The 19091-nt window shown below is 73.6% G+C and carries 14 protein-coding genes; 4 read left to right on the top strand and 10 right to left on the bottom strand.

All coding sequences use genetic code 11. The features are described from left to right. Positions 1–96: 96 nt before the first annotated feature. Positions 97–1428 carry a cytochrome P450 gene (locus tag OG403_RS04355; protein WP_329561554.1) on the top strand — a complete coding sequence of 444 codons (1332 nt, stop codon included), beginning with the start codon at positions 97–99 and terminating at the stop codon, positions 1426–1428. A 35-nt stretch (positions 1429–1463) separates the two neighbouring features. Here OG403_RS04355 and OG403_RS04350 read toward each other — a convergent pair whose 3' ends face one another. Further along, a complete protein-coding gene (locus OG403_RS04350; RefSeq protein ID WP_329561552.1) occupies positions 1464–2357 on the bottom strand; it encodes a DMT family transporter in 894 nt (297 codons plus the stop codon). 278 nt (positions 2358–2635) lie between these two features. On the opposite strand from OG403_RS04350, the gene OG403_RS04345 reads away from it, so the two are divergent. Next, complete coding sequence (locus OG403_RS04345; protein ID WP_329561550.1) at positions 2636–3202, top strand: TetR/AcrR family transcriptional regulator; 567 nt, start codon at positions 2636–2638, stop codon at positions 3200–3202. Between the two features lie 6 nt (positions 3203–3208). Here the strand turns inward: OG403_RS04345 and OG403_RS04340 are convergent, their stop codons facing one another. The 7 genes from OG403_RS04340 to OG403_RS04310 form a co-directional block, all read right to left on the bottom strand. Beyond that, on the bottom strand, positions 3209–4084 hold the full coding sequence (locus tag OG403_RS04340; protein WP_329561549.1) for a ribonuclease BN: 876 nt from the start codon (positions 4082–4084) through the stop codon (positions 3209–3211). A gap of 170 nt (positions 4085–4254) precedes the next feature. Then, positions 4255–5700, bottom strand: coding sequence for a condensation domain-containing protein (locus OG403_RS04335; protein ID WP_329561548.1), 1446 nt, complete (start codon positions 5698–5700; stop codon positions 4255–4257). Next, positions 5688–7046, bottom strand: a complete 1359-nt coding sequence (locus tag OG403_RS04330) for an MATE family efflux transporter (protein WP_329561547.1) — start codon at positions 7044–7046, stop codon at positions 5688–5690. Before OG403_RS04330 ends, OG403_RS04335 begins: the two co-directional genes overlap by 13 nt. A gap of 13 nt (positions 7047–7059) precedes the next feature. After that, a complete protein-coding gene (locus OG403_RS04325) occupies positions 7060–10740 on the bottom strand; it encodes an SDR family NAD(P)-dependent oxidoreductase (RefSeq protein ID WP_329561546.1) in 3681 nt (1226 codons plus the stop codon). A 5-nt stretch (positions 10741–10745) separates the two neighbouring features. After that, positions 10746–11582, bottom strand: a complete 837-nt coding sequence (locus tag OG403_RS04320) for an ACP S-malonyltransferase (protein ID WP_329561545.1) — start codon at positions 11580–11582, stop codon at positions 10746–10748. A 3-nt stretch (positions 11583–11585) separates the two neighbouring features. Beyond that, positions 11586–12716, bottom strand: coding sequence for a hypothetical protein (locus tag OG403_RS04315; protein WP_329561543.1), 1131 nt, complete (start codon positions 12714–12716; stop codon positions 11586–11588). A gap of 360 nt (positions 12717–13076) precedes the next feature. After that, positions 13077–13430, bottom strand: coding sequence for a helix-turn-helix domain-containing protein (locus tag OG403_RS04310; RefSeq protein ID WP_329561542.1), 354 nt, complete (start codon positions 13428–13430; stop codon positions 13077–13079). Between the two features lie 411 nt (positions 13431–13841). On the opposite strand from OG403_RS04310, the gene OG403_RS04305 reads away from it, so the two are divergent. Further along, positions 13842–14309, top strand: coding sequence for a DUF5709 domain-containing protein (locus OG403_RS04305; RefSeq protein WP_329561540.1), 468 nt, complete (start codon positions 13842–13844; stop codon positions 14307–14309). A 79-nt stretch (positions 14310–14388) separates the two neighbouring features. Here the strand turns inward: OG403_RS04305 and OG403_RS04300 are convergent, their stop codons facing one another. After that, positions 14389–15354, bottom strand: a complete 966-nt coding sequence (locus OG403_RS04300; protein WP_329561538.1) for a DUF3048 domain-containing protein — start codon at positions 15352–15354, stop codon at positions 14389–14391. A 245-nt stretch (positions 15355–15599) separates the two neighbouring features. Between OG403_RS04300 and OG403_RS04295 the strand changes: the two genes are divergently transcribed. After that, positions 15600–16952 carry a serpin family protein gene (locus OG403_RS04295; protein ID WP_329561536.1) on the top strand — a complete coding sequence of 451 codons (1353 nt, stop codon included), beginning with the start codon at positions 15600–15602 and terminating at the stop codon, positions 16950–16952. Between the two features lie 100 nt (positions 16953–17052). Here OG403_RS04295 and OG403_RS04290 read toward each other — a convergent pair whose 3' ends face one another. Continuing rightward, entirely contained in the window at positions 17053–18801 is a 1749-nt protein-coding gene (locus OG403_RS04290) for a TIGR03767 family metallophosphoesterase (protein WP_329561534.1), read from the bottom strand. Between the last annotated feature and the right edge of the window lie 290 nt (positions 18802–19091).

Genomic DNA, 19091 nt, shown 5'->3' with positions numbered 1-19091 from the left:
CGCCGGCCGGTGCGCGGCCGGTTCCGGCGCTCGACCCGGTCGGCCGGCCTGCGTGAACTGCCTACCGGGGCGGGGCAGTCGACTAGCATTCAGGTCATGGCCCTGACCACTGCCCGTCCCGGGGCGAGCTGCCCGCCGCCCGAGCTCGACCCGGTCGTCGTGGAGCGCTGGCGTGCCTCGGGTGGCCAACTGGTCGAGCTGCTGACCGAGGTGCGCGCGCTCGGCGGCGTCGGCGCGGTCCGGCTCGGCCCGGCGCCGACCGTCCTGGTGACCGGCCCGCAGGCGGTCCAGCACGTGCTCGCCCAGCACCCGGACCGCTACGTCAAGCGCTCGCACCGGGCCCGCCGGCTGGTCGGCGACAGCGTGCTGGCCACCTCGGGCGAGCCGTGGCGGCGCCAGCGCAAGCTGCTGCAGGCCCAGTTCACCGGCATCGGGATGCGCCGCTACGAGCAGCGGATCGCCGACGCCGCCCGGCGGACCGTCGAGCGCTGGACGGCGTACGAGCGCACCGGGCAGGCCGTCGACCTCGGCGAGGAGCTGCGCTTCTTCGCCCTGGACACCATCTGGCGCTCGCTCACCGGCCACCCGCTGGAGGACCACGACTACCGCGAACTCGCCGTGCTGGACGCCGTGGTGGCGGCCCTGCCGACGCTGCCGCCGGAGCCCGCCGAGCGGCCGGATCCGGCCGTCGCCGCCGCGCGGGCCGCCGTCGACGCCGACCTGGCACGGATCGACGCGGTCTCCCGGCGGGCGATCGCGGCCGCCCGGCGGGGCGAGCCGGGCCCGGACGGTCCCGGCCTGCTGCACCTGCTGGTGGACGGCGCGGCGAGCCGCCCCGAGTACGACGAGCAGCTGATCCGCGACGAACTGGTCGGCCTGCTGACCGCCGGGCACGAGACCACGGCCAAGAGCCTGGCCTGGCTCCACCTGCTGCTGGACCGTCACCCCGAGTACCGCGACTGGGCGTTGGACGCGGGCGAGGCGGGCTCGGCGGCCCGCCGCGAGGCCGTCCAGGCGCTGATCAGCGAGACCCTGCGGCTCTACCCGGCGGCCTGGCTGCTGCCGCGCTTCGCGGCCGAGGCCGACACGCTGGCCGGCTACCGGATCGAGGCGGACACCGAGATCCTGACCTCGCCCTACCTCACCCACCGCGACCCGGCGCTGTGGCCCGACCCGGACCGCTTCGACCCGACCCGCTTCACCGCGCCGGGCCGCCGCCCCACCCAGCCAGGCGCCTACTACCCGTTCGGTATCGGCGCCCGCGCCTGCCTGGGCCTGCAGTTCGCGCTGCGTGAGATGACCGCGCTGCTGGAACTGCTGCTGCCCGCGTTCACCCCCGTCTTCACGGCCGCCGCGCCAGCGCCCGCCTTCGGGTTCATCCTGCGCCCGGACGGGCCGTTGACCGCCACCATCACCCGCCGCAGCTGACCTGCCTGGCCGGCTCTCACCTGGCCGGCTCTCGCCTAGCTCGCTCTCGCCTGACTCGCCGGAGCCTGCGCCGCCGCCCGTTCCTGCGCGGCGGCGGCCTGGCTGAGCAGCACGATGCCGACCGCGACGGCCGCCGCGCCCGCCAACTCGACGGCCAGCCAGCCGCCGAGACGGATCCGCTCGCCGAACAGCGTGATGCCCAGGGCGATGCTGGCGCAGGCGTCGCCGAGGGTGAGTGCGGGCTGGGAGAAGACCAGCATCCCGGACTGCAGCGCGTTCTCCAGCAGGAAGAGCGCCAGCATCCCGATCAGCGCGAAGCCGTAGGTCTGCCACACCGACAGGAAGGCGGTCAGCCCGCCGTGCTGCCAGGCCAGCGCCGAGGCCTTGAGCATCGCGGCGGTCAGCGCGTAGCAGAGGGCCGCGCCCAGCGCCAGGCTGGCCGCCCGGACCGCCCCGGCGCCGCGCCGCGCGGCCACCGCGACCAGCAGCGCCACCAGACCCAGGCAGCTGACCGTCGCCAGCAGCCAGCGGCCGAAACCGGCCGGCGCGCCGTCACCGCTGGGCGCCGCCGCCCAGAGCGCCACGCCCAGCCCCCCGGTGACCCACAGGGCGGCCTGCCAGGTCCGGGGCGGCAGCGGGCGGCGCAGGATGACGCCGGCCAGCAGCAGCGCGATCAGCAGCTCCAGCACGAAGATCGGCTGCACGATGGAGAGCGGGCCGTTGGCCAGCGCCAGCGCCTGGCAGCAGGCGGCGGCGGCCACCGCGACCATGCCGCCCAGCCAGACCCGCTGCCGCAGCAGCGCGCGGAACAGCCCCCGGCCCATCCCGCGCAGCGGCACCCGGCCGGCGGCCTTGCGTTGCAGCACCGTGGCGAGCGCGTTGAACACGGTGGTGAGCAACGCGAAGAGCACGGCGAGCGGGGTGTTCATGGGCCTCCAGACACCGGATGGTCGGGCGGGGCGAGGCCGCCTTGGCGCGCCGCCGATGACACTGCTCACCTTGCCACGAGTGATCGCTTCGCCGGGCCGGTTTCCGGCTCACGCCCTGGACAACGTGCGCTGCGGCTGCGGCTGCGGCTGCGGCTGCGGCTGCCGCCGCCGCGGCCCTTGGCCGGGGCACACGCCGGAGCAGCGCCGCGTCCCGCCGCCTTCGCACCCGCTCGACCTACACTGCCAGCAGGTCCGACGCGCCAGGAGGGACGGCGAACGTGCGGGAGAGCGGGACACGCACCGTGCGGCGGGATGCCGTGCGCAACCACCGGCTGGTGATCGACGCCGCTCGGGCGGTGATGTCGCAGTACGGCCCGGCCGCCAGCATGGAGCTGATCGCCTCACGCGCCGGGGTCGGCGTCGGCACCCTCTACCGGCACTTCCCGAACAAGGAGAACCTGCTCGACGAGCTGGTCCGGCTGATCCTGGACGAGCTGATCGAGGCGGCCCGGCGCGAGCTGGACCGCGCGGACGGGACGGGCCTGGAGCGCTTCCTGGTGGTTCTCGGCCAGTCCTTCGCCGACCACCGCGGCTACGCCGACCAGGTCTTCGGCCGTCCGCAGCCCGACTGCACCGAGCGGCTGCGGGCGCTGCTCGCGGAGTTGCTGGCGCGGGCGCAGCGGCACGGCAGGATCCGGCCGGACATCGTGCTCGCCGACATCCAGGCGACCGCCTGGGCGCTGCGCGGCATCGTGGACGCGGGCGAGGCGGTGGCCCCCGATGCCTGGCGGCGCCACCTGGCACTGCACCTGGAGGCGCTGCGCGGCGCGGGGCCAGTGGGCTGAGCGGGCTCAGCTCTCGGTGTCGGCCTGCTCGTCGTCGATCTGCTCGCCCCAGCCGAAGTGGCTGTTCAGCGCCCGGCCGAAGAGCGCCCCGCCGTAGACGGTGAAGCCGACCCCGATCAGCCAGGACTGGACCACCAGCACCGTGCCCACCGTGCCGTAGGAGACGGCGTTGGAGACCAGCAGCGGCGCGAAGACCAGCCGGGAGAAGAACCGCAGCCCGGCCAGCGCCGCCATGGTGGACAGAGCGCCCGGCAGCAGGGTGAGCCAGGCGACCCGGCCGCCCAGCAGCAGGCGCTGCAGCCACCAGAAGAGCAGCGCGCCGCCGAGCACCGTGGCCGCGATCCGCAGGGTCGGCTGCGCGAAGCTGCTGCTCCAGGGTTCCCCGCTCCAGGCGGCGATCACGACGTAGCCGATCAGGCCGGCCAGGCCCACCGCCTGCCGCCAGACCGTGTGCCAGCGGCCCCGGGGCAGCTCCCAGATCCGCTCGTAGGCGGTCTGCATCGAGGCCATCAGGGAGAGGCCGAAGAAGGCGAGCGCGGCCAGGCCGAACCCGGTGGTGGTGCTCAGCACCTCGTGCTGGGAGGCGAACAGGGCGCTGACCGCCTGGGTGCCGCGGCTGGTCAGGCCCAGGCCGTCGGTGATCCAGCCGGTGATCCCGTCGCCCCGGGTGGGCGCGGCCGCGGCGATCACCACCAGCAGGGGCACCAGGGTGACGAAGTAGAGCGCCGCGAAGGCCATCGAGCGCTGCAGCAGTTCGATCTCGTGGCCCCGGTGCCACAGCTCGGCGGCGCCCGCCCGCAGGCCGTGCCAGACGCTCACCACGAGGTGGCGACCGGGCAGCCCGGCGGCCCGGTGGCGCACGGCGTCGCGGGCGCTGTTCATCCGCGGCACCCGTGGCCCGGCCAGCAGGGCGTGCTCGACTGCGTGCCCATCTCGACCACCTTCCTGTGGAGCGCATCCCCGGTACCGGTCGGGTCATGCGCCAGGATCGGTGATTTCGCCCGCACGGCCGTTCCGTCATGGAGTGACCGTCCGAGCTTATGACGCCGAGCTTATGACTGTGCCGGGGCCGGTGCGGGATCCGCCGCCAGGAGTGCGGCCACCTCGGCCGGGGGCACGTCGCGGGCGACCAGTTCCACCAGCAGGCGTTCGTAGCCGCGCAGCAGCGCGCGCAGCTGTGGGCGGGGCAGCCGGTGGGTGTCGGCGAGGGCCTCGATGACGAGGCGGTCGGCGGTCCCGTAGAGGTTGACGGAGAGGGTGATCCGGTCGTTCTCGGTGGCCTGGTCGGCGGGCCAGTCGAGCCGGGTGCCGGCGGTGGCGGCCAGCACGGTCCGGTGGTCGGGCAGGGTGTGGACCGGCTGCTTCCTGGTCCACGCCCACATGTCGTTGAAGCGGCAGCCCAGCTCGAGCGGCGCGGCACGGCGCCGTTCGAGGTCGCGGATCACCGCGCGGGCCGCCCGGGGATCGTGCAGGCAGTGCCGGGCGGCCTCGGCGAGGGCGGTGGCGGCGAGCGCGGTGAGTTCGGCGAAGCTCGCCACGCCGGTGTCCAGGGTGGCCCAGCCGGTCTGGCTGAGGCTGGTGACGGCGTACTGGCCGGCCGGGTCGCCGCGGCCCGCCGCCACCAGGGCGAAGGTGTGGCGGTCGGTTCCGGTGAGTGCGCGGGTGAGTGCGGCGGTGGCGGCGAGCAGGACGGCCGAGGTGCCGGCCCGGTGGCGGCGGGCGAGCACCCGCAGGGCGAGCGGGACGGCGGCCGACTCCAGCCGGCCGCAGAGGTAGCGCGGGTGGCCCGGGTGCTCCGGCGGTGCCACGGGCGCGGGGAAGGCGCCGGTGGCGGCGCCTGCCAGCTGCTCGCGCAGCCGGCGCAGCGCCGCCGCGTTGCGCAGCATCCCCGGCGGCGACTGCTCGTAGGCGGCCTGGTCGGCGGGCTGCCAGCGGGTCCACGGAGGTGGGACGGGCGCGCCCGCCGCCGCCGCGTCGAGCAGCCCGCCGAGCTCGGCCATCAGCAGGTCCACGGCCCGCGCGTCGGCGGCGACGTGCGAGACCCCGAGGACGACCAGCCGTGCGGCGCCGGCCCGGGTCAGCAGGCTGAACAGGACGGGTGGTTCGCTCGCGTGGTCGAGCCGCCGGGTGACGATGGCGTGCTGGGCCCGCTCGACGGCCGTCTCGAAGGGCAGCCGGTCCGCGGGCGTCCAGTCGATCACGGTGAGCGGCACCCGGCCCTCGGCCAGCACCCGCTGGACGACCGCCTCGCCCGGCGCGGCGCGGTACCGGCTGCGCAGCGACTCGTGCCGCTCCAGCAGCACGCGCAGCGCGTCGACCACCGCGTCGGTGCCGAGGCCGGCCGGCACCGACACCCGCCGGGAGAGCACGAAGAACGCCTTCACCTCGGGCAGGAAGTGGCGCATGTCGTCCCAGGTGGTGAGCTGGCCCCAGGCCAGCGGCGCGGTGCGGGCCCGGCCGCCGCCGAAGGAGATCTGACGCTGCGTCACTTCGCCCATGTGGCAGCCTCCTCGGCGCGCGGTGCGGGTGGTGGTACGGCGGGCAGCAGCAGTCGCCGCACCGCGACCAGGGTGTATGCCAGGCCGACGGCCCAGCCCAGCACGACCGCCCACATCACGCCGTCGATGCCGAGTGGTCCGTGCAGCAGGTAGGCGGCGGGGACCTGGGTCAGCAGGAAGGCGAGCACGGTGCAGATCAGCGGTACGGCGGTGCGCCGGGCGCCGTTGAGGTAGCCGTGGACCACGACCATGACGGTGTAGCAGACGAAGAACGGGTAGGTGATCAGGATGTAACGGGCCGTCAGCTCCCTGGCCCGGAGGTCGCCGGTGAACAGGCTCGCGATCGGGGCGCGGGCCAGCAGCACGACCGCCGAGACCAGCGCGGTGAGACCCAGGGTGAGCAGCACGGTCTGCCGAAGTCCGGTGCGGTTGCGGTCACTTCGGCCGGCTCCCAGGTTCTGCGCGACGAACGCGCACAGGCCGCCGGACAGGTCCAGGAAGAGCAGTGAGGTGAACAGCTCCAGCCGGGCCACCACGGTGAAGGCGGCCAGGCAGACCGCGCCGAACCGCGCGATGATCCAGACCAGCACCATGATGCCCAGAGCCAGGCCGATGTGCTGGATCGCCAGCGGCGCGCCGAGCCGCATTGCGTCGGTGAGTTCGCGCCGTACGGCGGGCGTGGCCTCGCGCGGGCCCAGCGGGTAGGCCCGGCGGATGTGCGCCAGGCCCACCGCCAGGGCGAGGGTCGCGGCACTGACGGTGGCCAGCGCCGCGCCCGCCACCCCCAGATGCAGCCCGGCGACGAAGAACCAGGCCAGCGCGGCGTTGACCACGCTGCCCAGGCCCTGGATCCACATCGCGGCCCGGCTCGCGCCCAGGCCGCGCAGGAACGCGCTGACCGCCGCGCCGCCGAAGATCGCGGGGAAGCCGAACGCCAGCGTGTCGAGGAACGCCCGTCCCTGCGCCACCAGTTGGCCATGGATGCCGATCAGGTCGAAGGCGTAGCGGGCCAGCAGCACGGTGAGCAGCAGGCCGCCGATGCTCCACCCGACGGTGAACAGGGTCAGCGAGCGGGCCACCGCGCGGACGGCACCGCTCTCCCCGGCACCCTTGAGGTGGGCCAGCCGGATGGTGAAGGCCGTGCCGATGCCGATGAACATGGCGTTCATCAGGTAGAACAGCGGCTGCCCGGCACCGACGGCGGCCAGGCCGTCGATGCCGACCGTGCGTCCCACGATGATGCTGTCCACCAGCAGGTAGCCCTGTTGCAGCAGATCGGCCAGGGTCAGCGGCACGGCGAACCCGATGATCCGGGAGAGCACCGGGCCCTGGGTCAGGTCCGTCACCGGGTGCCCCGGGCTAGGCACCGGCGTCGGCGGGCAACTCGCCCGACGACTCGATGTGGTAGGCGATCTCGGCGATCGTCCGGTCGGCCAGCAGGTCGGCCACGTCGAACCGGACGTCGAGGCAGGCGGAGATGGTGCCCGCGACCGAGGCGGCCATGATGGAGTCGCCGCCCAGGTCGAAGAAGTCGTCCTCCAGGTCCAGCGTCGGGTAGCCGAAGGCCTGCGCCATGCACCGGGCGACCGTGCGCTCCACCGGCGAGTAGTCGCCGTCCGGGCGCCCGGTGAGTTCGACGGTGACCGCGGCGATGGTGCTCCTGATCCGCTCGGCGGCCTGGCGCAGCCGGCCCTCGGCGGCGGCGACGGCGGTTCGCATCTTGGTCTCGACCTCGGGGGCCAGGGCGACGTCGTAGGAGCCGAGCAGATGGATCAGTTCGCCGCCGTAGTTGGTCTCGCCCGCGAAGATCCGGCTGTGACCGGACCGCAGCCCGGCGTCCATGATCGACAGGGCGGTCGCGGTGGACAGGCCCTTGAACATGGTGTCGCCGTTGGTGCCGTAGTCCACCGCCATGCCGATCTCCTTCCAGGCCACCCAGTCGAGGGCCAGGACGTGGCAGCGGTCGTCGGCGTCGGCGCGGGCCAGCGCGTCCAGGTAGTAGTTGCCGGCCGCGTAGTCGCCCTGCCCGGGTGCGGGGAAGACGGCGGCGACCGAGGAGAAGTGCACGATGAAGTCGGGCCGGTTGCCCCGGGTCGCCTGGTCCAGCACGAAGGCGCCGTGCAGCTTGGGGCGCACCACCGCCGCGAAGTCGGCCGGCTCGCGGAACAGCAGGCTGCTCTCGCCGGGCAGCCCGGCCGCGTGCACGATGCCGTCGATCCGCCCGTGGCGCGCCAGCAGTTCGGCCATCGTGGCGGCGAGGGCGGCCGGGTCGCCGGCGTCGGTGCGGCACACCTGCACGGTGGCGCCCAGCGCCATCAGCTCCTCAACCGCCTTGACCCGCGCGGCCATCGGGTCTTCCGCCGGACCGGCGGTGAGCACGGCGGGCCACTGCTCGCGGGGCGGCAGGCCGGAGCGGCTGAGCAGCACGAGGGTGAGGTCGGGGCGCGACTGGGCGAAGAAGCGGGCCACCGCGAGGCCGAGCGCGCCGGTGCCGCCGGTGACCAGGTAGACGCCGCCGGGCTTGAGGTAGTCGGGCGCCTCGGTCGGCTGGTCTGCGGTCGGCTGGTTCGCGGCCGGCGAGAGCTCCGGCAGCTCGGCGAAGACCTCGCGCAGCCGCCGCTCGCCGCGCAGGGCGAACACCCCGAGTTCGGGCGAGACGAGTTGGCCGCCCAGTGCGGTGGCGGGCACGGCGTCGTCGATGTCGACCACCATGGTCCCGAGGTACGGGTACTCCCGGGTGATCACCTTGGCCAGGCCCACCAGTGCGGCGTTCTCCACGGCGCAGACCTCGCCCTGTTCGGTGGGCAGGGCCTGGCGGCTCAGCACCACCAGCGAAGCCTTGACACCGTGCGCCATCAGGGACTTGGCCAGCAGGAAGAGGCTGTGCAGGTTGTCCCGCACCCGGCGGTCGAGCTCGGCGACCGATTCGGCCGGTCCGCGCTCGAAGGAGAGCGCGTGCACGAGGTGGGTGACGTCCTGGTCCAGCACCAGCTGGGCGACCCGGTCGAGGGAGGCGGGGTCCAGCGTGAAGTGGTCGGGGTCCGTGGCGCCGGGCGCATCCGCGCCTTGGCCGGCCAGGCGCAGCACGCGCAGCGCGTGGGCGCCGGCCGCCGCGGTCAGCGCGGCCTCGGCCGCGCCGTCGGGGCCGACCAGCGCGAGCATCCGCACCGGCGACTGCGGCGCGGCGGGTTCGGGCGCCGGGCGGAACTCGACGGTGTGGGTGACCGGGTGCCGCTCCTCGGGCGTGATCGAGAGCTTGGCCCGCCAGTCGTCCGGGAAGTCGACCCAGCAGGCGGTGTCGTCGTACTCGTAGCCGGGCAGGTCCACGATCCGCGGGGTGCGGGCGTCCGGCCCGGGGCGCTGCGTCAGCGGGCCGCCGGCCAGCCAGTCGGCGGCCTCGGCGAGGAGTTCGGCCGCGGGCTGCTCGGTGCGGCGGGTCAACGTCCCTTCCAGGGTTCCCTCCAGGGCTTCCGCGGCGCTCTGCGCCAGCCCCGCGCGCAGCTGCGCGACGTCGTCGGCGATCACCGCGAGCCGGTGGCGGTGCCCGGCGCGGGACACCCGGGCGGTGTGGCAGACATCGGCGAACTCCACGCCGTCCAGACCGCCTTGGTCGATGAAGCCGAGGTAGCGCTCGACCAGCCGGGCGAGCGAGCGCGCGGTGGCCGCGCTGAGCGTGAAGAGCTGCGGCCCCGGCGCGGCGGGCGGCACCGCCGGGGCGAGGTACTCCTCCAGCACCGCATGGGCGTTGGTGCCGCCGAGGCCGAACGCGCTGACGCCGCTGCGCCGGGGGCCGGCCGACGCCGGCCAGGGCTGGGCGGTGGTCGGCACGTAGAGCGGGCCGGTGGCGAAGTCGATCTTCGGGTTGGCGACCTTGAAGTTGGCCAGTGGCGGGATGGTCCCGTACTTGACGGTCAGTGCGGCCTTGATCAGCCCCACCACACCCGAACTCTCGAAGAGGTGGCCGATGTTGGCCTTGACCGCGCCCACCGCGCAGAACTGCAGGTCGGCGGTGTGCCGGGCGAAGGCGCGGCGCAGGCCCTCGTACTCGACCGGGTCCCCGACGCTGGTCGCCGTGCCGTGCGCCTCGACATAGCCGATGCTGCGCGGGTCGACGCCCGCGTTCCGCCAAGCGGCGAGCAGCAGTTCGGCCTGCGAGTCGGAGTCGGGGTTGGTGATCCCCTCGGTGCGGCCGTCGTGGTTGACCGCGCTGCCCTTGAGCACGGCGTGGATCCGGTCCCCGTCGGCCACCGCGTCGGCCAGCCGCTTGAGCACCACCGCGCCCGCGCCCTCGCCGAATCCGGTGCCGTCGGCGGACTCGTCGAAGGTGCGGGTGATGCCGTCCGCCGCCTCGATGCCGATCCTGGTGTGCGGGTGCTTGACCGGTGCGAAGACGATCCGGGCGCCGCCGACCACGGCGAGGTCGCAATCACCCATCAGCAGCGCGTTCCTGGCCTGGTGGACGGCGACCAGCGAGGCGGAGCAGGCGGTGTCGACCACCAGGCTCGGGCCGCGCAGGTCCAGCACGTGGGAGAGCCGGTTGGCCATCATGGTCGGGATGTTGCCGGTGAGCGCGAGCTGGGCGAGCGCGGGATCGATCCGGCAGACGTAGTCGAGGTAAGTGGAGCCCGGGTTGGTGGCGAAGCCGACGAAGACGCCGGCCCGGCTGCCGCGCGCCCGCTCGCCGGTGCAGCCGGCGTCCTCCAGCGCGCGGTACATGGTGCGCAGGGCGAGCCGCTGGTGCGGGTCGGTGGTGGCGGCCTGTTTGGGGTTCATCCCGAAGACGGCGTAGTCGAAGCCGTCGACCTCGTCGAGGTAGCAGCCGTCGTAGAAGTCGACCTCGGGATCGGTGACCGGCTCGACGGTGGTCGCCCGCGCGTAGCGGACGTACTCCGCCAGCCGGCTGCCCCGGTCGGCGGGGAACGGCCGGGTCAGGCTCTGGCCGGAGCTGATGATCCGCCAGTACGCCGCCAGGTCGTGGACGCCCGGGAGCTCGATGCCGATGCCGATCACGGCGATGTCCGGGCTGCTGGTGGTGGTCATGGGAGTCAGCGGATTCCTTCCAGGAGGGAGAGCAGGGTCCGACCGTTGACCTCGTCGAACCGGGTGACGCCAGCCGCGCGCAGACCGCGCACGGTGCGGATCCACTCCACCGGCGCCGAGACCTGACGGCTGAGCAGGTCGACCGCGTGCGCCGGCTCGAAGAGCTCGCCGCTGACGCTCGAACGCACCGGCAGCTGCCCGGTGTTGAAAGCGCAGTCGCGCAGCAGCTCCGCCAGGGCGGCCTCGACCGGCTCCATCAGCGGCGTGTGGAACGGCCCGCTGACGTTGACCCGGACCACCCGGGCGCCGGGCAGTGCGGCCATCGTCTTCGCGGCGACCAGGAGTTCGGCGCTGTCACCGGCGATGGTGGTCTGCGTGTCGGCGTTCCGGTTGGCGATGTACACCTTGGAGAGCTGGGTCTCCCGCAGCGCCCGCTCGACCAGCACGCCCGGCACGCCGAGCACCGCGGCCATCCCGCCGCCGGTCACCTGGGACATCAGCTCGGCGCGCCGCCGCACCAGCGGCAGCGCCTCCAGCAGGTCGAGCCAGCCGCCCAGCACCAGCGCGTTGTACTCGCCCAGACTGTGCCCGGCCAGGCAGGAGTAGTAGCCGGGACGCTCCGCCAGCAGTTTGCGGCCGAGCAGTGCGTTGACGAAGAAGACGGCCGGCTGCGCGTAGCGGGTGTCGCGCAGCCGGCGCTGCTCGTCGCGCAGGCACAACTCCTCGATGGAGTAGCCGAGTACGTCGTTCGCGGCGGCGGTGAGTTCGCCGAACTCCTCGAACAGCCCGGCGCCCATCCCCTTGCGCTGGACGCCTTGCCCGGGGAACAGGAGGCAGTGCATCGGTCACCTTCCTTGCAGCGAGGCCCGAGGGCCGGAGTCGAAGCGCAGCCTGTGGCCGGCAGGGCGCAGGCAGTCGCGGGTGAACATCCGCGCGGCCGGTCCGGGGCCGAAGTCGACGGCCCGTTCGGGTGCGCAGGTGGCCATCGCCCGGGCCACGGCGGCCGGCCAGTCCACCGGGCGCACCAGCATCAGGCTGGTGAACTCGGCGTCCAGGTCGGTGGATTCACGTAGATCGCGGGGTGCGTCGGTGGCCTGGACCGGAAACCTGAGCTGGTCGCCGCTCGGCCCGGGGCCGAGGAAGGCACGGTCGCGCTCCGCCCGGCGCAGCGCGGGAGCCAGCCGACTGCTGTGGAACGGCAGGGTGTTGCGCAGGAAGCTCCACTCCGCAGCTGCCTCGGCGAGCAACCGCTCGTGCGCGACGTGGAAGTCCAGCAGGTCCTGGGTCCGGCCGCTGAGCAGCTGGGTGCGGGGAGAGGCGACCAGCCCGACCTCGACGGCCGGCCCTTCGCCCGCCCGCCTGGTGCGGCTGTTGTGCCGGGCGACGGCCTCGACCAGCACGCCGCGGTCGAGGCCGGTCACCGAGGCCATCGGCGCGGGCCGGTGCGCCTGGGGCCGACCGTGCAGGTAGCGGCGCAGCAGCTCCGGGTCGACGGGGTCCGCCCTGGCCACCTGCTGGGCCCGGACCAGGGCGAGGACGACCAGCCGGATGGACCGGGCGCACAGGTCGAGGAAGGCGTCGGGCCGGCGCACGTCGAGGGCGGCGACGATCGCCGCCTGCAGGCCCAGGCTCAGGCCGAGCGCGCCGACCACCTCGCGCCGGGCCGTGGTCGCGAGCAGGCCGGTCGGCTGGAGCCCGCAGAGCTGGAGCGCGTGGGTGCAGACGCCCGCGCTGATCGAGTCGGCCGGGACGGCGGCCGGTGCGACCGGTGCGTGCAGCCAGGCCCGCAGCGGCAGGCCGGCGGGCAGCTGCTCCTGCTGGCCGGTGCTGCCGACATGGTCGAGCGCGGTTTCCACCGCCGCGCAGACGACGGTGAAATAGGCGCGGTTCTCCGGGCGTGCGTACAGGGTGCGCAGTTGTGTGATCAATTCGGCACAGGAAGCGCCGAGACCGTCGAACAGGAGCAGTGTGCGCATGGGTCACCCAGGGGTTGTCGGGCATGGCGGACCGGCCGTGCGGCGCGGGAATTGCTCGCATTGCCGGGAATCGCGCGGGTGCGCTGAAGCGGAAATGGCACGGAGAAATACCGCGGGTCGGAACGGGCCCGGTCGGGCGCGGTCGGGCGCGGTCGGCGGCTCGCGGAACTCGGATGGACTCGGACGGCCGGGACTCGGGACTCGGAGGCGGCGGGCTTCGGCCGGTTCTATCGTCATGGCTATGTCAGACGGCCGTCATCGTCACTTCTGACAGTCCTCGCGACTCAGGGCGGATGTCGGGCGGGCGCCGGGCGGGCGCTGGACGGGCGCCGGGCGGCCGTCGGGCGGCCGTCCTGGGGATCAGACGAGATCGAGCACCGGGAGCCGGGCGCCGCCGGGCCACAGCACCTCGGTGACATGGGCGCAGCCCAGCAGGCCGTAGGTGCCGACCACCGCGGCCTCGACCCGGCTGCCGAGCGCCAGCTTGTCGAAGATGGCGCTGACATGCGCCCGCACGGTGCGGTGGCTGATGAACAGCTGGGTGGCGATCTCCGCGTCGCTGTAGGCCGAGGCGATCAGCAGCAGGACCTCGCGCTCCCGCTCCGACAGCCGCACCAGCGCGGCCAACGTGGGTGCGAGATCCCGTCCCCTGACTCTGGCGGTGGCGCACACGCAGCGGTTGTCGCTGTCCGATTCGGAATTTTCCAGGCGCATTTATGGCCTTCCGCTGATCCGCGGCGACTCCGGCGACGGGGTGTATGACGGAAATGAATCGAGGCGTGTCGAGAGGGCGCTCCTCGATAAAGTGGAGATCGCCCTCCGCAAGAGGATGACCCGTTTCCCCCGGCAGCGTCAAGGTTCGTCTGATCCGTTTTCGGCCTGCCCGCGGCATTGCGCGGAGGGGTGCAATAGAGGTCCCGTGGCAGTTCCCTCACTCTGTTCCCACGGCTGTTCGGCAGTCAGTTCCGCCCCGGCGGTTTCCGGCTGTTTTGGCCGGTTCTCGGCCCCGTTCGAGTGCGGATTCCGCGGGCCCCGCGGCACGCTTCGGGCTGCGATCCGCTGAGCGGGGGTCCACGCTGGGCGTGTGGAGCCCGTGCGGGGCCGATGTTCGGTGAGGAGGAGCTCATGTCGGAAGAGACGTTGATGGGCGACCAGGTGTACCAGCCGGACGGCTCCGAGGTGCAGGACGACATCGGCCCGCTGGAGCCGGAGGACACCCTGGTCGACCGGGGCCTGGACTCGGCCCTGGACGAGGGCTACGCGCCGCTGGATCGCCCGGTCGCCGTCGAGCGCTTCGGGACGACGGCGGCCGAGCAGCGCGACGGGGAGAGCCTGGCGCGACGGCTGGCCGCGGAGCTGCCCGAGGTCGCCACGCCCGACGGGGACGGGATCGGCGACACCTACGGCACCGACCCGGAGCCGGTCGACCCGGAGGCGGGGGAGACCCGCACCGGCCGGCTGATCGCCTGCGACGGCGCGCGCACCGAGCAGATCGCGCAGGACCGGGGCATCTCCGGCGGCGCGGCCTCGGCGGAGGAGGCCGCGATGTACACCACGGACGACCCCGAAGGGCATGACTACCTGTCCGACTGAGCTGACCTGAAGTCGGCGATCCGACTTCAGGTCAGTGAATTTCAGGCCGGTGACAGGTCAACGATGGTGCGCCGCAGGCTCACTGGGGCTCCAGCACCACCCAGACCTGCCCGGGGTGGAAGTTCAGCGGCTGCCCGGCATAGCTGAACGTGGTGCCGCCGTCCGGGTCGGTCCTGGACCAACTGCCTTGGTACGCCTTGCCGTCCCGCAGCACCACCGCTTCTCCGCTGCCGACGGTCGGCGCGTACGGGGAGAGCACCCCGGGGGAGTCCATGAAGCCGCGCGGCGAGGTGGTCTCGGCCACCTTCTGCACCACGATGGTGGGCGCGCCCATCTGCCCGGCATCGGTGGTCATGGCCGGCTTGCCGTCCATCGCCACCAGGTACTTGTCCTGCGCGGCGGACCAGCTGAAGGTGAACGAGGCGGCCGGCATCGTCGCGGTGAAGCTGTCGGTCGGCGTCCCGCCCTGCGGTGCCGGGCCGAACCGGAAGCCCACGTCCTTGGCCTGGGCCGAGTCCGGGAAGGCCTGCAGGACCGAGGAGGGCCGCACGAACAGGTTGTACGGAGCGACGTTCTCCGTCCCCCGGTAGTACGCGGAACCGACCTGCTGCGGCGAGGCGTTGAAGATGTTCGCCTGGGCCAGCACCGGCAGGAACTTGCTCAGCGCGCCGGAGTAGGCGAAGGCGACCTTGCCGTACTGCTGCAGGATCGGCAGGTCGCTCTCCCGGGCGCTGCGCACCGGCCCGACCGCGTTGCCCGGCGGCAGGTGGTTGCTGTCGAAGATGGTGAGGAACCGGGAGATCCCGCCCTCCACCTCGATCGCGTAGACCACGTCGGCCGAGTTGATCCCGGTCTGCGGGCGGGCGTTGACGATGTTGTCGATCTTGACCGCGAGGATCTGACCGGCCGGGCCGGGCAGTCCGGTGAGCGGCGAGACCTGGCTGCCGGCCGAGGCGCTGGGCGTCGGCGAGGCCGTGGAGTGCGGTTTCGCGCTGCTGCCACAGCTGCTGACGCCGATCAGCGTCAGCGCGAAGGCCGCAGCCACGGGAGCGGCAACCCTGCGCCGCGGGAAGTTCGGCCTCCGAGACCTCCTCCTGCCCCCGCTCCACTGTAGTGGGCCGGTTCGGTCCGGGCGCGGGCAACTGCTGAACCGGGCAAGCCCGGTGGGCACCGGGTACTGCCGAGCGCGGGGCTGGAACGGGCCAGCGGAACCCGATCGCCGCCGTCCGCGTCCCACCGCCACGGCTGCCGGCGACCGGGTCGGCAGCCACGGCACGAGGCGGGGCGACGATGAACAGGCGAACCGGACGAGCGACGACGGGCGCGGCGGCACTGGCGGCAGTTGCGGCGGTGACCGGGCTGCTCGCCCTCGCGGCCTGTGGCAGCACCCCGGCACCGGGCGCGGCGGCCACGGGGGAGCTCCGGCTGAGCGTGACCGCGCCGCCGACCGCGCCGCCCGCCGCCGACCTGTCCGCCGCCGCGACGGCCACCGACGCCTTCGGCCTGGACCTGCTGCACGCGCTGACCGGCCCGAACAGCGGTGGCGCCGGCGAGGCGAACACCGTGCTCTCGCCGTCCGGCCTGGCCACCGCACTGGCGATGCTGCTGCCGGGCGCCAGGGGCGGCACCGCCCAGGAGCTGGCCACCGTGCTCCACACCGGCCTGCCGCCGGCGCGCTATGTGGCGGCGATGGGTGCCGCCGGCCGCGCGGTGCAGCCGGGCGGCCCGAACCAGAAAGCCGGCCAGGCACCCGTGCTGAAGCAGTCCGACACCGTCTGGACCCAGCGGGGCTACCCGGTCCAGCAGGCGTACCTCCAGACGCTCGCCCAGGCCTTCCAGGCCGGCCTGCGCACCGCGGACTTCGTCAAGGACCCCGACACCGCCCGGCAGGCCGTCAACGCGCTGGTGGAGCAGCAGACCGACGGCCGGATCAAGAACCTGCTGCCGCCCGGCTCGGTCGACCCCAGCACCGTGCTGGTGCTCACCGACGCGCTCTACCTCAAGGCGGCCTGGGCGCACCCCTTCGAGCACGCCGACACCGCCGACCGGCCGTTCCACCGCCTGGACGGCAGCACGGCGAGTGTCAGCACGATGGCCGAGACCGGCACCCTGCGCTACGCCCAGGGCGGCACCGCCGACCAGCCCTGGCAGGCGGTGGAACTGCCTTACGCGGGTGGCGGGTTGGTGATGGACCTGGTGGTCCCGGGGCAGGGCTCGTTCGACCGGTTCCGGGCCGGTCTGGACGGCCCGGGCCTGGACCGGATGCTGGCCGGCCTCTCCGACACCGAGGTGGACCTGACCCTGCCGCGCTTCGACTTCGGTACGGCGAACAACCTGACCGAGGCGCTCACCGCGCTCGGCCTGCACTCGGCCTTCGTGCCGACTGCCGACTTCTCCGGCATCCCGGGGCCCGGTGCCGCCCAGCCGTACCTGAGCACGGTGGTGCAGCAGGCCGACATCACCGTGGACGAGAGCGGCACCACCGCGGCGGCCGGCACGGCGGTGGGCATCGCGGGAGCCGCCGCGCCGCAGCGGGGCGGCGCGGCGACGCTGCACATCGACCGCCCGTTCCTCTTCCTGATCAGGGACGTCGGCAGCGGGCAGCCGCTCTTCCTCGGCCAGGTGACCGACCCAGCCAGGTGACCGACCCAGCCGGGTGACCGACCTGGCCGGGTGACCGACCCGGCCGGCTGACCGGCCCGCAGCCCTGCAACGCGGTGCGGGCCGGCCACCCAGGACGGCGTCAGCGGCCGGGCTTGGCCAGCAGCAGCTCGGTGTTGTGGTCCAGCGGGGTGCCCAGCTTGACACCCGGGCTGGCGTACGGGTCGTTGAAGGAGAGCTCGCGGTAGAGCGAGGCCAGGCCCGCGTCCGAGGTGTCGTCGAAGGCCGTGCCGTACGGGGCGGCGGACTCGATCAGGGTGGTGAAGAGCGAGAGGGTGCCGTCGCCGTTGTCGGCGATCTCGATGATCCGCGCGTGCTGCGGGAAGTCGATGTGCGAGGCGGTGTTGATCTCCCAGAAGGCGCGCTCGGGCACGGCGTGGCCGTGTGCGGTGATCTGGTTCTGGTGGGTGTGGCCGTTCACCCAGGCGACCACGTTCGGGTAGCGCTGGAGCAGCGCGACCAGCTCGCCGCCGTTGTGCCGGCGCTCGAAGAAGTGGCGCGGGTCGAGCAGCAGGTTGCCCATGGTGGTGCTGGTGTGGTGGCTGAAGAGCACCACCAGCCGGCTGCTCGATCCGCCGCGCACCAGGTTGCCGTTGGTGTCGTACCAGTGGTCGGTGTTGGCCCGCAGCTGCTGCTCCAGCCAGTTCAACTGGGCGGTGCCGATCGAGCCGTCGGCGAAGCCGGCCGCGTTGGTGGTGTCCAGGCTGATGCCGAGCACGCCCGGGGCGATCTCGCAGGTGTAGTACAGGTTGCCGCTGCTCACCGCGTCCGAGGTGAAGCCGTGGCCGACCGGACCGGCGCCGGTGTAGGCCGGGTTGAGGTGGGCCTGGGCGAACTGCTCGGTGGTGAACGGGTGTCGGCGGGCGTCCGGGGTGATCTCGCGGACCGCGTCGGCGTCTTCGAGCAGCTTGCCGAGCAGCAGCACGGCGGAGGCGGGGTCGCTCTTCAGCAGGCCGGCCAGCTTGGCGGCGTCCGCGTCGTCGCAGCCCTCGATCTTGCGGTCGCCGGTGTAGACCGAGTTCAGCAGGCCGAGGTCGGGCAGGGTGCCCTCGATGCTGTCGTCGTGGTTGCCGACGGTGGTGTACCAGGGCGTCTTGAGGCCGGGCGCCTGGAACGGGCTGCCGGCGGCGGTCAGGAAGCCCGGGATCTGCGGGAAGCCGTCCGCCTTGTAGGTGTCCTGGAAGGCGGACTCGGGGTTCCAGTAGGCGGCGTCGCCGGAGTTCTGCACGCCCTCGTAGCGGCTGAGGTCACCACTGTTCGGCGTCACCCGACCGCCGCTCATCACCGTGAGGTACCAGTCGAGTTCGACCTGCTCGTGGTTGTCGGTGTTGTCGCCGGTGGCCATCACCAGGCTGAACGGCAGGCCGGTGTACGGGCCGTTGGCCACCGCGTTCACCCGCTCGACCAGCGAGGAGGCGCCGCGCACGGTCAGCGTCTCCTGCGGGCGGTGCGCGGCGTCGTTCCAGCGCGCCAGGTACTCGAAGCGCATCGGTGACTCGGTGTCGCACAGGTGCAGGTCGGTGAACTGGACGAAGCTGGCCAGCCCGGTGCGCCGGCCGTCCCGCCCGGCCTGGGCGGTGGCCAGCTCGCCGCGGACCACCAGCGGCCAGCCCGGCCCGGAGAGCAGCCGCCGGTAGCCGCTGCTGCCCAGCGGGGTGGCCACCTGCTCGAGTGTCGTGCCGTCGACCGTCACCGCGCGCGCCGCGGTCGCCGCCAGCGCGCCGTCCCGGGCCGCGGCCGACGCGAAGGTGCCGCCGGCCAGCGAGAGCGCGGCGCCGGCCGCAGTGGCGGAGGCGCCGTTGATGAAGCGGCGCCGACTGAACGCGGACATGGGTCTCCCCCTTGTGACGCCCCGCCAGAGCCCGGACGGTCGGCGGAGAACGGTGTGCGGTGGTGGCCGGCCGTGGGTGGCTGCGGGCCGAGAGGGCACGTTACCCGCTGGTAGCCGCGCTGGGCAGCCCTGCGGCGGAGAACGCTGGGCGAACTCTGGGTACCTGCCGGACCCCGCTGAGCAAGCGCTGTTCGGCGAGGGATGCCACCGGCCGCGGGTCCGGGCGGCCGCGCGCTGTGGAATGCGGCGCGGGGGAGGAGGCTGGAGGGGTGAGGTTCTGCTGTTGCGGA

It is taken from the genome of Kitasatospora sp. NBC_01266, assembly GCF_036242395.1.
In the GTDB taxonomy this organism is placed as follows: Bacteria; Actinomycetota; Actinomycetes; order Streptomycetales; family Streptomycetaceae; genus Kitasatospora.
Note: the sequence above shows the minus strand (reverse complement) of the source record. Positions and strands in the feature narration are given on the sequence as shown.